Annotated in this window: 13 protein-coding genes; 4 read left to right on the top strand and 9 right to left on the bottom strand. The window is 75.5% G+C overall.

The genetic code is table 11. The features are described 5' to 3' along the window. Positions 1–224: 224 nt before the first annotated feature. A complete protein-coding gene (locus tag AC3ERT_RS30815) occupies positions 225–1670 on the top strand; it encodes an MFS transporter (RefSeq protein ID WP_435178108.1) in 1446 nt (481 codons plus the stop codon). 31 nt (positions 1671–1701) lie between these two features. Here AC3ERT_RS30815 and AC3ERT_RS30810 read toward each other — a convergent pair whose 3' ends face one another. After that, positions 1702–2496 (bottom strand): helix-turn-helix domain-containing protein, encoded by a 795-nt coding sequence (locus tag AC3ERT_RS30810; protein ID WP_435178106.1) that lies wholly within the window; start codon positions 2494–2496, stop codon positions 1702–1704. Between the two features lie 173 nt (positions 2497–2669). Here AC3ERT_RS30810 and AC3ERT_RS30805 point away from each other — a divergent pair, with 173 nt between their 5' ends. Next, positions 2670–3347, top strand: a complete 678-nt coding sequence (locus AC3ERT_RS30805) for a DUF5753 domain-containing protein (protein ID WP_435178104.1) — start codon at positions 2670–2672, stop codon at positions 3345–3347. 36 nt (positions 3348–3383) lie between these two features. On the opposite strand, the gene AC3ERT_RS30800 is transcribed toward AC3ERT_RS30805, so the two are convergent. Genes AC3ERT_RS30800 through AC3ERT_RS30785 form a run of 4 tightly spaced genes read right to left on the bottom strand, consistent with a single transcriptional unit; the run spans position 3384 to position 7485 of the window. Beyond that, positions 3384–4013 (bottom strand): response regulator, encoded by a 630-nt coding sequence (locus tag AC3ERT_RS30800; RefSeq protein WP_335981121.1) that lies wholly within the window; start codon positions 4011–4013, stop codon positions 3384–3386. A gap of 48 nt (positions 4014–4061) precedes the next feature. Beyond that, positions 4062–5144, bottom strand: coding sequence for a prenyltransferase/squalene oxidase repeat-containing protein (locus AC3ERT_RS30795; RefSeq protein WP_435126423.1), 1083 nt, complete (start codon positions 5142–5144; stop codon positions 4062–4064). Continuing rightward, positions 5141–5980 carry a class I SAM-dependent methyltransferase gene (locus AC3ERT_RS30790; RefSeq protein WP_435178102.1) on the bottom strand — a complete coding sequence of 280 codons (840 nt, stop codon included), beginning with the start codon at positions 5978–5980 and terminating at the stop codon, positions 5141–5143. The genes AC3ERT_RS30795 and AC3ERT_RS30790 overlap by 4 nt, the downstream gene beginning before the upstream one ends. Continuing rightward, entirely contained in the window at positions 5980–7485 is a 1506-nt protein-coding gene (locus AC3ERT_RS30785) for a glycosyltransferase family 4 protein (RefSeq protein ID WP_435178100.1), read from the bottom strand. Before AC3ERT_RS30785 ends, AC3ERT_RS30790 begins: the two co-directional genes overlap by 1 nt. 225 nt (positions 7486–7710) lie before the next feature. Here AC3ERT_RS30785 and AC3ERT_RS30780 point away from each other — a divergent pair, with 225 nt between their 5' ends. Beyond that, the gene (locus AC3ERT_RS30780; protein ID WP_435126431.1) at positions 7711–8352 is read left to right on the top strand and encodes a TetR family transcriptional regulator; all 642 of its coding nucleotides are present in this window, start codon (positions 7711–7713) and stop codon (positions 8350–8352) included. A 294-nt stretch (positions 8353–8646) separates the two neighbouring features. Further along, positions 8647–9468, top strand: a complete 822-nt coding sequence (locus AC3ERT_RS30775; protein ID WP_435126433.1) for a response regulator transcription factor — start codon at positions 8647–8649, stop codon at positions 9466–9468. A 70-nt stretch (positions 9469–9538) separates the two neighbouring features. Here the strand turns inward: AC3ERT_RS30775 and AC3ERT_RS30770 are convergent, their stop codons facing one another. The 4 genes from AC3ERT_RS30770 to lanKC form a co-directional block, all read right to left on the bottom strand. Continuing rightward, positions 9539–11284, bottom strand: coding sequence for an ATP-binding cassette domain-containing protein (locus tag AC3ERT_RS30770; protein WP_435126796.1), 1746 nt, complete (start codon positions 11282–11284; stop codon positions 9539–9541). Between the two features lie 5 nt (positions 11285–11289). Then, complete coding sequence (locus tag AC3ERT_RS30765) at positions 11290–13041, bottom strand: ABC transporter transmembrane domain-containing protein (protein ID WP_435126436.1); 1752 nt, start codon at positions 13039–13041, stop codon at positions 11290–11292. 150 nt (positions 13042–13191) lie between these two features. Beyond that, positions 13192–13311, bottom strand: a complete 120-nt coding sequence (locus AC3ERT_RS30760; RefSeq protein ID WP_335981110.1) for a SapB/AmfS family lanthipeptide — start codon at positions 13309–13311, stop codon at positions 13192–13194. A 105-nt stretch (positions 13312–13416) separates the two neighbouring features. Beyond that, the coding region (gene lanKC / locus AC3ERT_RS30755) for a class III lanthionine synthetase LanKC (RefSeq protein ID WP_435178098.1) at positions 13417–16296 on the bottom strand (2880 nt) is incomplete at its 5' end.

Genomic DNA, 16296 nt, shown 5'->3' with positions numbered 1-16296 from the left:
GCGTCCCGCTCGGCAAGTCCCCCGTTCGGGCGACGTTTTCGAGGAATGCTCGGCTGCTGTCGTCACCGTGCGATAGGTCCAGCGGGTGGGTTCGCGGCTTCTGGCGCCGGCGCGTGCGCGGGTTGGGGGTGGCGCGGGGCGTAGGTCGGGGGTAGGTCGGGCGTAGGTCGCGGGTAGGTCGAAATCCCGATGCCGTGGGGCGGGGCAGCCGGGAGGATGGTCGTATGAGCGAACTCCTGGGGCGGCGGGCGCCCACCTCCCGTACCGGCGGCCGTGCGGCAGCTCCCGCGTGGGCGGTGCTCGCGATGGTGTGTGCGGGCCAATTCCTGGTCGTACTCGACGTGTCGGTGGTCAACGTGGCGCTGCCGTCGATGCGTTCGGCGCTGTCCCTGGGCGACGGCGGGCAGCAGTGGGTGGTCAACGCCTACGCGCTGACCTTCGCCGGGTTCCTGCTGCTGGGCGGGCGGGCCGCGGACCTCTTCGGCCGCAAGCGCACCTTCCTGGTGGGCCTCGGCCTGTTCACCGCGGCGAGCCTGGCCGGCGGGCTGGCGCAGGACGCCTGGATGCTGGTCGGTGCCCGCGCGGTGCAGGGCCTGGGCGCGGCGGTGCTCGCGCCGACCACGCTGTCCATCCTCACCACGTCCTTCCCCGAGGGCTCCGAGCGCACCCGGGCGATCGGCACGTGGACGGCGGTCGGCGCCGGCGGCGGCGCGGCCGGCGGCCTGGTCGGCGGGCTGCTCACCGACTACCTGTCCTGGCGGTGGGTGCTGCTGGTCAATGTGCCCGTCGGCGCCCTGGTGCTGGTGGGTGCGGCGCTCTGCCTGACCGAGAGCCGCGCGGAGCGGGCCCGCCGGCTGGACGTGCCGGGCGCGGTGCTGGTCACCGCGGGCGTGGCCGGGCTGGCGTACGGCATCGCGCAGAGCGAGTCCTACGGCTGGGCCTCGGTGCGCTCGCTGCTGCCGCTGGCCGCGGGCGCGCTGCTGCTCGCGGCCTTCGCCCTGGTCGAGGCGCGTACGGTGGCGCCGCTGATGCCGCTGCGGCTGCTGCGGGTGCGGTCGGTGTCGGCGGCGAACACGGTGCTGCTCGGGTGCGGCGCGGCGACCTTCTCCACCTGGTACTTCCTCTCCCTCTACATGCAGAACGTGCTCGGTTGGAGCCCGGTGCGCGCCGGGGTGTCGTTCCTGCCGCACACCGTGGCGATCATCGTCGGCTCCAAGCTCGCGCCGCGCCTGATGAGCCGGACGGACGCCCGGCTGGTGGGCGCGGCCGGCGGGGTGCTGTCGGCGGCCGGGCTGGTGTGGCAGAGCACGCTCACCGTGCACGGCAGCTTCACCGGGACGATCCTCGGGCCGGGCATCCTCACGATGTTCGGCGCGGGCCTGCTGATGACGCCGATCGCCGCGGCCGCGACCTCCGGGGTGGCCATGGGCGAGCAGGGCGTCGTCTCAGGACTGCTCAACACCTCACGGCAACTCGGCGGCGCCCTCGGGCTGACCATCCTCGCGACGGCCGCCGCGGACCGCTTCACCACCCGCCGCACCCACGGCGCCGACCCCGCCCACGCCCTCACCTCGGGCTACGGCCTCGCCTTCCTGATCGCCGCGGCCTTCGTCGCCACCGCCACCTGCCTGATCACCCTCCTCCCCAACCCCACCCCGAAACGCGCCTAGCCGCACCAGTCCGGCGCCGCGGTGTCCCTCGCTACTCGGCGGTGCCAGGAGCGTCACCGGGGAGGCGGGCGTACCGGGCGAGGGTGGCCTTGTTCGTCGACGGGTCCTCGAAGGTCAGTTCCCATGGCCCGGTGTTCATGTCCATCTCCTTGCCGAAGCCGACCCATTTGCCCGCCATACGGCGCCCGGTCGGTTCGACCAGCATCTGGATGGCGCCGTGGTAGCGGGCACCGCGGTAGTAGCTGTCACCGGCCGTCTGCTCCACCCACGTTCCGGTGACGACGCTCCCGTCGATGGTGAGGTCCACGGTGAGGGTCGAGTCCGACGAGCCGGGGATGCTGCGGACCGTCAGCCGGTTGCCGTGCTGGAGCACGACGACGTGGTGGAGCCCGGTGAACGTCTTCCCGCGGCTGCTGGAGTAGTACTCGTAGCGGCTCAGCCACACCCCGCTGTAGTTGCCCGTCGGCGCGGGTTGCGGGGCGCGCCCGCGGCCGGGCGTCGTGGCGTGAGCGGTGCCGCCGGGCCGCGCGGGTTCGACGTCGTGGCCGCCGTCGCCGTCCTCCACCACGCGCGCCTGAGGGATCGCCGGCGCGAAGCCGAGAGACTCGATCGGCAGGCCGGTGATGGACTCCAACGCGCGGGCGTAGACAGGACGGGGAGCCGCGGTGGTACCTGCCTCCCAGCGCTGGACCAGCCGCTTGCTCGCGTCGTTGGGCTGCCCGGCGCGCTCCCCCGCTGCCCGCAACGCGCGGGCGAACTCGTCCTGGCTCATGAGCAGTCCCATGCGGACGGCCCGGAGCGTGCTGTTCGGAGTCGCTGTCGTCATGCCGGTCACGGTAGTCCGCCGCGGGTCGGAATGACACCCGAATGACGCCCTTGATGACGCCGGAATGACACCCCAAGTGTCGTCGCTTTGAGCGTGGGATCAACGACATTCTGTGACCTCCCCTTCAACGGCGCACTCGGCGTCCACGAGCAGCAGGAGGTCCGCGATGAGCCGTGCAGGCGGCCACCGCGCTGGACAAGGTGTACGGCACCGGGGACCTGCTGGTGCGGCTGTGGCACCTGGCCAAACGGGAGACGAAGGACCAGCCGTTCATCGGGCTCGGGCCGTTGGAGGCCGGGGCGGCCGGAATCCAGGAGTACGCGCTCAGCGCGGTGCCGGACCTTCTCCAGACCCGCGCGTACGCGGAGGAGCAGGTACGGGCCGCACGCACGGGAAGCCCCCAGCAGGCCGACGCGCGAGTGGCCGGGCGGCTGGCGCGGCAGGAACGGCTGACCGACGAGGACCCGGTCCACTACCGGGCCCTCATCGACGAAGCCGTGCTGCGCCGGAAGGCACGCGACCCGCAGACCTGGACCCGGCAGCTGGAACACCTCATCGAGATGGCCCAACTCCCGGGCGTCTCCCTGCACGTGGTGCCGTTCGACACCGGGCCGCATCCGCTGCACGGCTCCCTGGAGCTGGTCTACCTCCCGCAGGGGCGCACCGTCGCGTACGCGCCGAGCAGCTGCGGCAGCCACGTCCTGGAGGAGCCGGAAGAGGTCGAACCGCTGCGACTGGCCTACGACCTGCTCCGCGACACCGCACTGACCCCGACCGAGTCGCTCACCTTCCTGCGCACCCTCCTGACCGAGCACACCGCAGCCGGAACCACGGAGAACCCCGCGTCATGAGCCCCCGACCCGCCACCGCCGTCGCGGAAGGCGCGGCTAGAGCCAGCCGTGCTGGCGGGCGGAGCGGAGGGCTTCGATGCGGTTGCGGGTGCCGGTCTTGCCGATGGCCGCGGAGAGGTAGTTGCGCACGGTGGACTCGGAGAGGAAGACGCGCCGGGCGATGTCCGCGACGGTCGCCCCGTCGGCCGCGGCGTTGAGGACGTCCCGCTCGCGGGCGGTCAGCGGGCTGGGCCCGGCGCTGAGCGCTGCCGCCGCCAGGGCCGGGTCGATCACCCGTTCCCCGCGCAGCACTTGGCGGATCGCACCGGCCAACTCCTCCACCGGGCCGTCCTTGACGAGGAACCCGGCCGCGCCCGCCTCCATCGCCCGCCGCAGATAGCCGGGGCGGCCGAACGTCGTGAGGATCAGCACCTTGCAGGACGGCAGTTGCCCGCGCAGGTCGGCGGCCGCGTCGAGCCCGCTGCGCCCGGGCAGTTCGATGTCCAGCAGCGCGACGTCCGGCCGCGCCGCCAGCGCCTCGGCCACGATCCGGTCCCCCGCCCCGACCTGCGCGACGACCTCCATGTCGTCCTCCAGGTCCAGCAGCAGCGCCAGCGCCCCCCGCATCATGCCCTGGTCCTCGGCGAGGAGCACCCGGACGGCCCGCGCCCCATTCCCGTCGCTCATCCCCCAAGGGTAGGGCGTGGCGGCGGGCCAGGCCGGGCCGAGGAGCGGTCAGCAGCAGGGGGACGGGAGGGCGGTGGGGAGGGCGTCGGCGGCGAAGACCGCGGTGGTGGCCGGTTCGCCGCCCAGCGCGGCGACCGCGAGGAGGAGGGCGGCCGCGGTCCAGGTGGTGCGTTCGACCGGCCACACCGCGCGGTCGGCGAAGACGTAGCCGGTCCAGTAGAGGCCGTCCTCGGCGCGCAGGTGCTGGATGTCGGCGAGGACCCGGACGGCGTCGTCGGTGCGGCCGACCGCCCAGAGGGCGAGGGCGAGTTCCGCGGACTCGCCGCCGGTGACCCAGGGGTTGGGGTCCACGCAGCGCACCCCGAGCCCGGGGACCACGAAGCGGGACCAGCCGGCGTCGATCCGGGTGAGGGCGGCCGGCCCGCGCAGGGTGCCGGTGAGCACCGGGTAGTACCAGTCCATGGAGTAGCGGGACTTGTCGAGGAACCGCTCGGGGTGGCGGCGCACAGCGTGGCCGAGCAGCCCGGCCGACAACTCCCAGTCCGGCTGCGGCTCCCGGCGGTGCTCGGCGAGGGCCAGCGCGCAGCGCAGCGCCTGGTGGATCGACGAACTGCCGGTGAGCAGCGCGTCGTTGACGGCGGTGCCGTCCGCCTCGCGCTTCCAGCCGATCTGCCCGCCGGGCTGCTGGAGCGCCAGGACGTACTCGACGGCGGCGTGCACGGTCGGCCAGATCCGCTCGGCGAACGCCTCGTCGCCGGTGGCGAGGTAGTGGTGCCAGGCGCCGACGGCGACGTAGGCGCAGAAGTTGGACTCGCGGCCGAGGTCGGTGGGCTGGTCGGCACTGCCGTCGTGGTAGGCGGCGTACCAGGAGCCGTCGGGGTTCTGGTGCCGGGCCAGCCAGTCGTACGCGGCCGCCGCGCGGTCGTGCTCGCCGGCCGCGTCCAGGGCCATCGCGGTCTCGGTGTGGTCCCACGGGTCGAGGTGGTGGCCGCGGAACCACGGGATCGCGCCGTCGCTGCGCTGCGCGGCGGCCATCGCGGCGACCGTCCGCCGGGCCTGCTCCGCGGTGAGGACGCCGGGCAGTTCCAGCCGCTCGGTGCGGCGGCCCTGCCCGCGGCTCGGCGAGGTCACTTCGCGCGGTCCGCGCCGACAGCGGCCCCGGCGCCGGCGGCGGACCCGGCGCCGGCGGCGGACCCGGCGCCGGCAGCGGACCCGGCGCCCGTCGTCGCTTCCGCGGCAGCCGCCCGCTCGGGCAGCCGCGGCTTCGTCGCGTACGCCACGAAGCTCTTGCCGACCACCGGGTTGAGCACCTGCTCGGCGAGCCGCGTGGCCAGCGGTTTCTTCATGATGTCCCAGACCAGCAGCTTGTGGTACAGCTTCACCGGCAGCGCCTGGTCGTTGTCCACGCCGACCGCGCACTTGATCCACCAGTACGGCGCGTGCAGGCCGTGCGCGTGGTGGGTGCCGTACGGCTTCAGGCCCGCCTCGCGCATCCGGTCCAGGAGCTGGTCGCCCTTGTAGATGCGGATGTGGCCGCCCTCGACCTCGTGATAGGCGTCGGACAGCGCCCAGCAGATCTTCTCCGGGCCGTAGCGCGGCACGGTCACCGCGATCCGGCCGCCGGGCCGCAGCACCCGGACCATCTCGGCGAGCACCGCCTTGTCCTCGGGGATGTGCTCCATCACCTCGGAGATGATCACGACGTCGAAGCTCTCGTCGGGGAACGGGAGTTGGAGCGCGTCGCCCTCCATCGCCAGCGCGGACGCGCCCGCCGGGGCCTCCCCCGCCTCGCGCATCGCCGCGAACCACTTGGCGACCTCGCGGATCTCCTCGCCGTTGCGGTCCAGCGCGACGACCTGCGCGCCGCGCCGGTAGCACTCGAAGGCGTGCCGCCCGGCCCCGCACCCGAGGTCCAGGACGCGGTCGCCGGCGGCGAGCGGGAAACGGGTGAAGTCGACGGTCAGCATCAGCGGTTGCTCCCCACGGGGTCTGAGGGATGTGCGGTGTCCCGGTCGTCGCCGTCCCGGCCGTCCGCCGCCGCACCGGGCGGGGCGGCCGTGTCCGGTACGGAAGTTGCGGCCGGGTCGGCGCCGGGCGGGGCGGCCGCACCCGGTACGGGAGTTGCCGCCGGGTCGGCGCCGGCAGGGGTACTCCTGCCCGCGTCCGCGGCGCTATGCGTACGGCCCGCGGCGGGCAGCGGCGCCCGAACCGGCCCCGGGTGCGCGGCGATCGCCGCCCGGTACAGCTCGGCGGTCGCCTCGGCCGCACGCGTCCAGGTGAAGCGCTCCAGCACCCGGGCCCGCCCGGCGGCGCCCAGCCGCGCCCGCAACTCCGGTGCGGCCAGCAGCCGTTCGAGCGCGGTGGCGAGCGCGCCCGCGTCACCGGGCGGCACCGCGAGGCAGGTCTCGTTGTCCGGCCCGGCCACCTCCGGTATGGCGCCCCCGGTGGTGGCCACCAGCGGGGTGCCAGTGGCCATCGCCTCGGCCGCCGGCAGCGAGAACCCCTCGTACAGCGACGGCACGCACGCCACCTCGGCGCTGCGGATCAGGTCGACCAGCTCGGCGTCGCTGATGCCCTTGACGAACTCGACCGCGTCGGCCAGCCCGAAGGCGGCGACGGCGTCGGCCACCGGCCCCCGCTCCGGCCGCTTGCCGACGACCACCAGGTGCGCGTCGGGCCGCTGGGTACGGACCTTCGCCAGCGCCTCGACGAGGAAGACCAGGCCCTTGAGCGGCACGTCCGCGCTGGAGGTGGTGACGATCCGCCCGGGCACCTCGGCCACCGACGGGTCGGGCGCGAACAGCCGGGCGTCCGCGCCGATCGGCACCGTGTGCACCCGCTCGGGCCGCACCCCGAGGTCCGCGACGATCTCCTGCCGCGACGACCCGGAGACGGTCAGCACCGACGGCAGCCGCCGGGCCACCCGCTTCTGCATGCGCGTGAAGCCGTACCAGCGGCGGACCGACATCCGCTTGCGGAGGTCGGGGGCGGCGGCCAGCTCCAGGCGGCGGTCCACGGTGATGGGGTGGTGGATCGTGGTGACCAGCGGCAGGCCGAGGCCGAGCAGGCCGTATCCGAGGGTCTGGTTGTCGTGCACCACGTCGAAGTCCGCGCGGCGGGCGGCGAGGTGGCGGCGCGCGCGCAGGCTGAAGGTCAGCGGCTCGGGGAAGCCGCCGGTCCACATGGTGCCGACCTCCAGCGCGTCGACCCAGTCGCGGTACTCCGCCAGGCGCGGGGTGCGGAACGGGTCGGGCTGCCGGTACAGGTCCAGGCTGGGCAGCTCCGTGAGGGTCACGCCCTCGCCGAGCGCGTCCAGTACGGGATAGGGCTGCGCGCCGATCACCTCGACGCGGTGGCCGAGTGCGGCCAGTTCGCGGGCCAGGTGCCGGACGTACACACCCTGGCCGCCGCAGAACGGATTGCCCTTGTAGCTCAGCAGCGCGATCCGCAGTGGCCCGGACGGAGAGGTCACTCCGGCTCCCTTCTCGCTGCGATTGGGCCGGAGCGTAACCGGTCGCGCTAATCTAGAACAAGTTTCAGATAGATCGTACAGGGGTGGGGCACGCCCTCCCGCACCCGGCTGCCATCATGCACACACCCCCGACCCGGGCGCGCGGCGTCGGCACCGGCCACGGCGCGGCGGGCCCCGGCCCCGACCCCGGCCGGACTCGGCACCGCACGGCTAAGGACAGGACGGATGAGCGCACACCCCAGGCCACCGGCCCCGGCACTGACCGCGCGGCAGGCGGCCCGGCGCGACCGCATCCTGGCCGCCAGCACCGAACTGGCCTGCGGCGGCGGCTTCGACGCCGTGCAGATGCGCGAGGTCGCCGAGCTGTCCGACGTCGCCCTGGGCACCCTCTACCGCTACTTCCCGTCCAAGATCCACCTGCTGGTGGCGGTCATGGAGGACCAGCTCGGGCAGTTGCAGAGCGCGCTGCGCACCCGGCCGCCGACCGCCCCCGACCCGGGTACCCGCGTCGCCGACACCCTGCTGCGCGCCTTCCGTGCGCTCCAGCGCGAACCGCTGCTCGCCGACGCGATGTTCCGGGCGATGATCTTCGCCGACCGCTCGGTCCGCGCCCAGGTGGACACCGCCTCGCGGCTGACCACCTCGATCATCGTGGAGGCGATGGGCCGACCGGGGGCGGCGGAGGCCGAGGCCGCCGGAAGCGTCGCCGCCGCCGAGCCGCCGGAAGCGCTGCTCTCGGCCGTCCGGGTGATCGGGCACACCTGGCACGCGGCGCTGGTCGGCTGGATCTCGGGGCGCACCTCGGTCGCCGAGGTGACGGAGGACATCCGCACGGTCTGCGGCCTGCTCGACACGGCGGCGGCGTAGCGGCACCCTCGCCCGGCCCGGCCGCGCACCTCACGCGCACCCCTATCACACGACCACGTTCGGTATCGGCGCAACTACCGTCGATTACCTCGAAGGGAGGGCGCGCGTCGGCGCAGAGTGCGCTCCTGGCGCCTCCTGCCACTCCTGTTCTGCCCCCGGCTGGGACGGAAGTTCACCCGCACGGGGTGATCCGCCGGGTATGAATGGGTTCGCGTTCGTCCCGGGGGTCGCGGACATCACCCGCAGGGGGATCAGGGCGGCGCACCGATGCGACCACGCGAGGGGGATGACCCGGTGATACGTGTACTGGTGGCCCATGACACCTGCCTGCTGCGCTCCGCGCTGGCGGCGCTGCTGGGCCGGGAGGCGGACTTCGAGGTGACGGACACGGCCTGGCCGTTGCTGGCGGAGGCCGCGCGGGCCTTACGGCCGGACGTCTGCGTGGTGGACGCGGACTGTACGGGCTGGCGGCAGCACGTCGGCGCGGGCGGCGGCCCGCTCGACGGTCCGGCCAGACCGGTGCGGGACCCGGCCGGCGCGGGAGCAGGTACGAGCCCGGGCGCCGCACGGGGCGGGAGCGGGACGCGCGGCCGCGGCGGGTCCCGCACGGTGAGCGGCGGCCGGGCGGCGAACGGGAGCACCGCGTCGCGGGGAGCCGCCGGCACCGGCCCGCTGCACCCCACCACGCACGGGCTCGCCACCGCGGGGGCCCTGGGCGGGCTGACCCGGGCCCGGTGCGCGCTGGTGGTGCTGACCGGCGCGGGCAAGCCCGGCGATCTGCGGCGGGCCCACGAGGCGCACGCGCTGGGGTTCGTGAACAAGGACCGGTCGGCCGACCGGCTCCCGACGGCCGTACGGCAGGCCGCGCAGGGGAAACGGTTCGTCGACGAGTCGCTCGCCGTGGAGTTTCTGCACGCCGCCGAAATGCCGTTGACCAGGCGGGAGTTGAGCGTGCTGTCGCTGAGCGCGGAGGGTGCCCCGGTCACCGAGATCGCGCACCGGCTGCATCTGTCGCACGGCACCGTGCGCAACTACCTCGCCTCGATCACCCGGAAGACCGGGGCCCGCAACCGGGTGGACGCGATCCGGATCTCCCAGGTCGCCGGATGGGTGTGACGGCGGCCGTCGGCGTACGGGCGGGCGGGCGCCGGGCACGGCGGTCGGATACGGCACCGCGCCGTACGCGTCACGCCGTACCCGTAGCCGTAGCCGTACCTGTAGCCGCGCCCGTACCCGCCACTGCCTCGGCGGACCAGCCGCCCACCAGGTCGCGGTAGAGCGCCGAACGGGTCGGCAGGTCCTCGTGCGTGCCGCACACCGCGTGTGTGCCGTCCAGCACGAGGACCCGGCCGGCCCGCCGCGCCGAGCTGATCCGGTGCGCGATCACCACGAGCGTTCCGCCGGGACGCCGGGCGAACGCCTCCTCGGCGACGGCCTCGGCGGCCGGGTCGAGGTGGCAGGTCGCCTCGTCGAGCACGACGAGTCCCGCCGGGGACAGGTAGGTCCGGGCCAGCGCGAGCAGCTGCCGCTCCCCCGCGGACAACCGGGCCGGGTCGACCTCGGCGTCCGGCCCGCCGAGCGCCTCCACCAGGGGGCCGGCGCCCACCGCGCCTGCCGCGGCGAGCAGTTCGGCGTCGGGCACCGGGTCCTCCCGCAGGTAGGCCAGGTTCTCCCGTACGGTGCCGGTCAGCACGTATGCCTCCTGCGGGACGAGCGCGGGGCGGCCCGCGGTCCGTACGTCGCCGCGGTCGGGACGCAGCAGGCCAGCGGTGAGCGCGGCAAGCGTGGACTTGCCGATGCCGCTCGGGCCGACCACGGCCAGGTGTTCACCCGCGTGGAGCGCCAACTCCAGGTCGTGCAGGACCGGTTCGGCTCCGGGACCGTAGGCGAAGGTCACGTGCCGCAGATGCAGGACGCACCCGGGCGGGTCCGGATGCCCCATCTCCGCTTCCCGCGGACCGAGTTGGGCCGGCACACCGTCGCCGGAATCGCTGCCCCCGCCGGCGCCGTCGTCCCCCCCGATCCGCCGCAGCACGACCCCGAGCCGGGTGCCGGCCGCGCCCAGCGTGTGCACCAGGTTCTGTAGCGCCGGTTGCAGGGACTGGGTGAGGTAGGTGAGCGCGCCGAGCAGGTCGCCCGGGGTGAGGCGGTGGGTGCGGATCAGCCAGGGCGCGGCCACCAGCAGGAGCACCACGGGGAGTTGGCCGCCGACGGCGAGGGCGGCGGCACGCAGCACCCCCCAGCGGGCGAGCGCGCGGGCGGTGTCGAGCGCGGCGCCGGTCCGGGCGTCGGCGCGCGCGGCCATCAGGGGTTCCGCGCCGCACGCGGTGATGTCGCGCAGTCCGCCGGCGAGGGCGCCGCACTCCGCGGCGAGCGCCTCGTCGGCGGCGAGGTAGGCGTGCTGGCGGCGGGCGAGCGGGCCGAGCCCGGCCGCGAACAGCGCCACTCCCGCGGCCAGCGGCGGCAGCACGATCAGCAGCAGCACCGGCGCGAGCGCGCACATCCCGGTGAGCGCGCCGATCGCGGTGAACGCGAACGAGCGCACCACCAGCACCAGTCCGCCGAAGGCGTCCCGCGCGATCTCCACCTGGTGGGTCAGCCGCGACACCACGGCGCCCTCGCCGCTGCCCCGCCCGCGCACCGCCGCCCGCAGCCCGTCGCGCACCACCCGCGTCACCAGGCCGTCCCGCAGCGGCTCCACCAGCCCGGCCAGCCCCCGGTAGACCCGCGCGGTCCCGTACGCGCCGACCGGCACCGCCACCGCCGCCAGCGCCAGCCACCACAGGCCGGCCGCGTCGCGCCCGCGCAGGAAGCCCTCGTCCAGTGCCTTCGCGACGGCGTAGCCGACCACGAACGTCTGCGCCGACTCCACCACCGACCACCCGGCCAGCACCGCCAACGCCCCGAGCCTGCCCCGCAGATACCCCCGCATCCCGTTCACTTCTCCCCCTCCCCCGCCACCGCGGCCAGCGGCTCCCCTGGCGCGCTGCCTTCGGCCGCAGCGGTGGCGAACAGCGCGCGGTAGGCGGGCTGTTGCCACAGCTCCCGGTGGGGGGCCAGGGCGCGCAGCCGGCCGGAGTCGAGCCAGGCGACGAGGTCGGCGCGGGCGGCGGTGGCGGCGCGGTGGGTGGTGAGCAGGCGCGTGCGGCCGCGCGGGTCGTGCAGAAGGGCGCGGGCGACGTGCCGTTCGGTGACGGTGTCCAGGCTGGAGGTCGCGTCGTCGAGCACGAGCAACCGGTCGCCGTGCGCGAACGCCCGGGCCAGGCCGATGCGTTGGGCCTCGCCGCCGGACAGGGGGGCGTCGGCGCGCGGGGTGGCGTAGCCGGCGGGCAGGCGCCGTACGAAGCCGTCGGCGCCGGCCGCGCGGGCGGCGCGGGTGACGGCGCCGGGGTCCAACTCGCCCGGTCCGAAGGCGATCGCGTCGCCGAGGGTGTCGCCGAGCAGCACCGGGCGTTCGAAGGCGTAGCCGACGGCGTCGCGCAGTTCGGCGCGGCTGAGCGCGGCCAGCGGGCGGCCGTCGAGCAGCACGGTGCCCTCGTCGGGGTCGGTGAGCCGCCCGGCGAGTTCGGCCAGTACGGACTTGCCGGCGCCGGACGGCCCCACGACGGCCACGCAGCTGCCGCCGGGCACGGTCAGGTCGAGGCGGTCCAGGACGGTCGTGCCGCCGCGGGTGACGGTGACGCCCCGCAGTTCGAGGGTGCCGGGGCCGCAGCGGGGCAGCAGGTCGGTGCCGTGGGCGGGTGCGGGCACGGCGAGCACGCCCGCGATCCGGCGGGCGGCGGCCCGGCCGCGGACGAGGGCGCCCAACTGCCCGACCACGGTGCCGATTCCGGAGGCGAGCAGCGCGTAGCGGGAGGCGGCGAGGAGCCCGCCGACGGTCAGGTCGCCCTGGGCCAGCCGCAGTCCGCCGACGGCGAGGACGAGGATCTGGAGCAGCGGCACCAGGACGGCGGCCTGTGCGGTGGCCCGGCCCTGGACGTGCCACATCCGGTGTCCCTGGGTGCTGAGTTCGGGCAGCGGCGCCAGTACCCGCGCGGCCTCGCGCTCCTCGGTGCGGGCGGCGGCGATGGTGCGGGCGCCGCCGATCGCCTCGACCAGGCGGGCGGCGATCCGGCCCTGGGCGTCCTGGTAGCGGGCGACGCTGTCGGCGGAGGCGCGGGCGAAGCGCCGCACGAGCAGGGCGAGCGGCGGGGCGCCGAGCAGGAAGGCGGCCGCCAGCCAGGGGTCGGTGAGGAAGAGGGCGACGATTCCGCCGAGCGGGGCGCCGACGGCGGCCGGCAGGGTCGCTGCGGCGGCCGGTACGGCGCCCGCGTCGGCGGCGTTGCCGACCAGCCGGGTGACCAGGTCGCCGCCGCCCGCCACCCGCGCGGCGAGCACATGGCGTACGGCCCGGCGCCGTACCGAGGCGGTGACGCGGGCGCCGGAGACGGCCGCGAGCACATCGCTGGTGGTGCCGACCAGCACCTGCCCGGCCACGACCGCCGCGCACGTCCAGACCCAACTCCCGCCGGGCCAGGGCGCGTCGGAGTCTCCGCGCAGCACCTGGTCGACGGCGTGGCCGAGCACCGTGGGCAGCAGCAGGCCCAGGCCCACTGAGAGCCCGGCCAGCACCGCGACGGCGGCGACGGCGGTGCGGCTGCCGCGTACGGCGGGCCGCAGCACGGGGGGCGGCGGGGCGTGGTCGGCCATGCGGTCCTCCTCCGGCGGGGCGGGGGTGTGCGGGGGCGCGGCGGCGGGCATGCCGGGGCCCCGCCCCCGGGTGCTGGGGGCGGGGCTTGGCCCTGTCGGACAGGGCCTCGGGTCACCGGTCGTACCGCCGTGGAGCCACGGGCGGTCGCGTCACAGACAGATCAGGAAGCTCACCGAGCTGACGCAGCTCAGCAGGCTGAGCGAGCTGGCGTTGTCGGCGCCGTGTCCGTGCTCGGCGGGCTCCATGTCCTGAAGGTCGAGAAGGGCCATGTCAGGTGTTCCTTTCCATCGGTGTCGCCGAGGGGTTCGGCGGCTGGTCGCCAGGTTCTGGCGCGGTCCGGGCCGCTGCCCGGACCGGTTCGTGGGGCCCGCGGGTCAACGCGCGGGCGGTGGGGGGAGGAAGGGCAGCCGGGGTGCGGGGTGCCGGCCGGCGTGCGCGGCGCCGAGGGCGAGCAGGCAGCCCGCCGTACCGGTGCCGAGGTCCATGGACAGCCGCATCATCTGGTGCCCGGGGAAGGCGAGCGCGCCGCGGTGCGCCATGCCGTACCAGCCGAGCGCGTCGACCTGTGCGGCCAGAGCGCCGTCGGGGACGCCGGGTGCGGTGGTGCGGGCGAGGTGCAGGATCATCCCGGCCCGGCCGGCCAGCAGTCCGGGCTGGGCGTACAGCCGCGCGGTGGCGGCCCGTACGATCCCGGCCCTGGCCTGCTCGAAGCGTGCGCGGACCGGCTCGTCGAGGCTGTCGGGGCCGGCCAGCGCGAGCAGGTCGTCGAGGACCAGCCCGATCCCGGCGCTGCCGTCGCCGACGTACGGCATGGTGCGCCAGCCCTCGTCCACTTCGAGGCTGCCGCTCGCGGTGGCCACGCAGGAGTCGAGGTCGAGGGTGAGCGCGCGGGCCGCGTGGCCGAGCAGCCCGGGCAGGCCGGTGCGCTCGTACAGCCGCAGGAAGAGCAGGGCGGCGCCGGTGGTGCCGCGCATCAGTCCGGCGCGGCGGGTGGGCCGGGCGTCCGGGTGCTGCCGGCGCCGCTCGGCTTCCGCTTCCGCCTCGGCCGCGACCCGGGCGGCGACGATCCCGGCGGCCTCCAACGCCCGTTCGTGCAGGTCGGCTTCGCCGGTGGTCAGTGCGAGGTGGTCCAGCACCAGGCCGATGCCGGCGAGGCCGCCGTGGAGGTCGGAGGCCAGCCGCTGCCAGTTCTCGGCGAGCAGGGTGCGCACCAGGGTGAGGGCGCGTTCGGTGTGGCCGAGCCGGTCCAGGACGTGGGCGATGCCTGCGACGCCGTCGTACAGGCCGAGCGGGATGCCGTTCGGCAGGTGTGCGGTGCGGGCGAGCAGCCACTGCTCGCCCTCGTCGTGGCGGGGCAGGCCGAGTTGGTCGAAGGCGTAGAGCACACCGGCGGCGCCGTGGGCGACGTTGAGGCCGCCGCCCGGGGTGAACTGGGCGATGTCGCCGGGGTAGAGCCGGTCGTCGCGGTCGGGGGTCGCGGAGCGGAGGATCGCGGCGGCCATGGAGTCGCGGGCGGCGGGCCAGTCGCCCGGCTCGGCGGGCAGGTAGTGGCGGCGCGGCGGTCCGGGGCGGGTGCCGGCGGGCAGGCCGGTGGCGTCGGCGCCGTGGCCGAAGGCGTGGTCCGCGGCGTGCCCGGGGGCCTGGTCGGGGGCGCGTTCCGACCAGCGGTCAGAGGCGCGGTCTTCTGCGGGAGCGGGGTCGCCGGTGTGCACGTGCAGATCGCGGGAGGGTGAACCCGCCCGCAGGTCCGTTCCGTTGACGCCGTACCCGCCGGCCGGGCCGTGGGCGGCGGCTGCGGCAGCGGCCCGTTCGCCACGGGATTCCTCGGCCTCCTCGGCCGTCCGCGTGATCTCGTCCACCGCCTCCGCCAGGTACCACTCCGGCACCGGGAACTCGCGGCCGATCACCTCCGCCAGGTGCGCGGCCTTGCCGCGGTCGATGGCGAAGAGGGTGGTGACGGGCAGGAAGAGGGCCAGCCGCAGGCAGGCCAGCGCGTAGTGGTCCACGGCGGCGCCGCGGCGGTCGGGCGGCGCGACGAACCCCGGGTGGGCGACGGCCTGGCGGCCGTTGTCGGTGGTGCGGGCGGCCGCCTCGAAGTCCAGCAGGGACACCGTCTCGTCGTCGGGCGCGACCATGATGTTGAACATGTGCAGGTCGTTGAAGACCAGTCCGCGCGAGTGGACCTTGGCGACGGCCGCCGCCACCCCGGCGTGGATGCGCAGCGCCCAGGCGGTGAAGTCGGCGACGCCGGCCGGGTCGGGGTCGGGCCGCAGCAGCGGGTGGCGGTGCGCGAAGTAGGAGTTGAGCGGCTTGCCCTCGACGAAGTCCATCACCAGGAAGCGGTGGTCGCCGACGGTGAACCAGTCGCGCAGTTCCGGGGCGACGCCGAGCCCGGACAGCCGCCGCAGCGCGTCGCGTTCGCGGCGCAGCCGGGTGACGGCGTCGGCGCCGTCGGAGGCGAGGCCCGCGTGCGGGCGGCCCTCCTTGAGGACGACCTTGGCGCCGGTGCGGGTGTCGGTGCCGGCGTAGACGCCGCCGCCGTTGGAGAAGTGCAGGGCCTGCTCGATGCGGTAGGGCAGGTCGGCGACGGTGGTGGCGTTGCGCGCGGCCAACTCCGGGGCCAGGAACGGCGGGAGGGTGACCCAGTCGGGCACGTGGAAGGCCGGTGAGCGGTCGTCGGGCACCAACTGCCCGCTGCCGTCCTCGACCGCGGGCACCAGGGTGCCGTGCCCGCCGACGCAGTAGCGCTTGGCGAAGGCGCCGTAGCGCACGTACAGCGGGCCCTGCCGCCAGCGCAGGTCGGTGAGGATGTACGGGCCCGGCTCGCCGTCCAGGAGCGCCCCGAGTTCGTCGAGGACGACCCGCAGGCCCTGCTCGTCGGGCGGGTAGATGGTGACGAACTTCCCCGAGGTGTCGCGCCCGGCGTACTTGGAGTTGCGCAGGTGCAGCAGCCGGGGGCCGGGCACGAACTTGAACGGGATGTTCCGCGGCACGCAGTAGTCCCAGACCTTCGCGGCGACCTTGTCGGCGCTCTCCAGGGTGGCGGAGGCGTGCACCTTCCAGCCCTGCGCGGGGTAGGCGCGCTCGCCGGCCGGCGGGTCCAGGTGCAGCCAGTCGCCCTCGCGCACGGTGCGCCAGCCGGCGGGTACCGGCCGCCGCGCGGTGTCGAAGAGCGGTACGGCGGCGCGGTCCGTGCTCCCGGCGGCCGCGGCCCCGGTCGCCGCCCCGGGGGAGGGGGATGGGGGGGCGGGCGC

The sequence above is a fragment of the Actinacidiphila sp. bgisy145 genome, assembly GCF_057708125.1.
Note: the sequence above shows the minus strand (reverse complement) of the source record. Positions and strands in the feature narration are given on the sequence as shown.

Excerpts from the sequence above, each read along its gene's own strand:
- AC3ERT_RS30815 (WP_435178108.1), top strand. The coding sequence starts at position 225 with ATGAGCGAACTCCTGGGGCGGCGGGCGCCCACCTCCCGTACCGGCGGC.
- AC3ERT_RS30810 (WP_435178106.1), bottom strand. The coding sequence starts at position 2,496 with ATGACGACAGCGACTCCGAACAGCACGCTCCGGGCCGTCCGCATGGGA.
- AC3ERT_RS30800 (WP_335981121.1), bottom strand. The coding sequence starts at position 4,013 with ATGAGCGACGGGAATGGGGCGCGGGCCGTCCGGGTGCTCCTCGCCGAG.
- AC3ERT_RS30790 (WP_435178102.1), bottom strand. The coding sequence starts at position 5,980 with ATGCTGACCGTCGACTTCACCCGTTTCCCGCTCGCCGCCGGCGACCGC.
- AC3ERT_RS30780 (WP_435126431.1), top strand. The coding sequence starts at position 7,711 with ATGAGCGCACACCCCAGGCCACCGGCCCCGGCACTGACCGCGCGGCAG.
- AC3ERT_RS30770 (WP_435126796.1), bottom strand. The coding sequence starts at position 11,284 with ATGCGGGGGTATCTGCGGGGCAGGCTCGGGGCGTTGGCGGTGCTGGCC.
- AC3ERT_RS30765 (WP_435126436.1), bottom strand. The coding sequence starts at position 13,041 with ATGGCCGACCACGCCCCGCCGCCCCCCGTGCTGCGGCCCGCCGTACGC.
- AC3ERT_RS30760 (WP_335981110.1), bottom strand. The coding sequence starts at position 13,311 with ATGGCCCTTCTCGACCTTCAGGACATGGAGCCCGCCGAGCACGGACAC.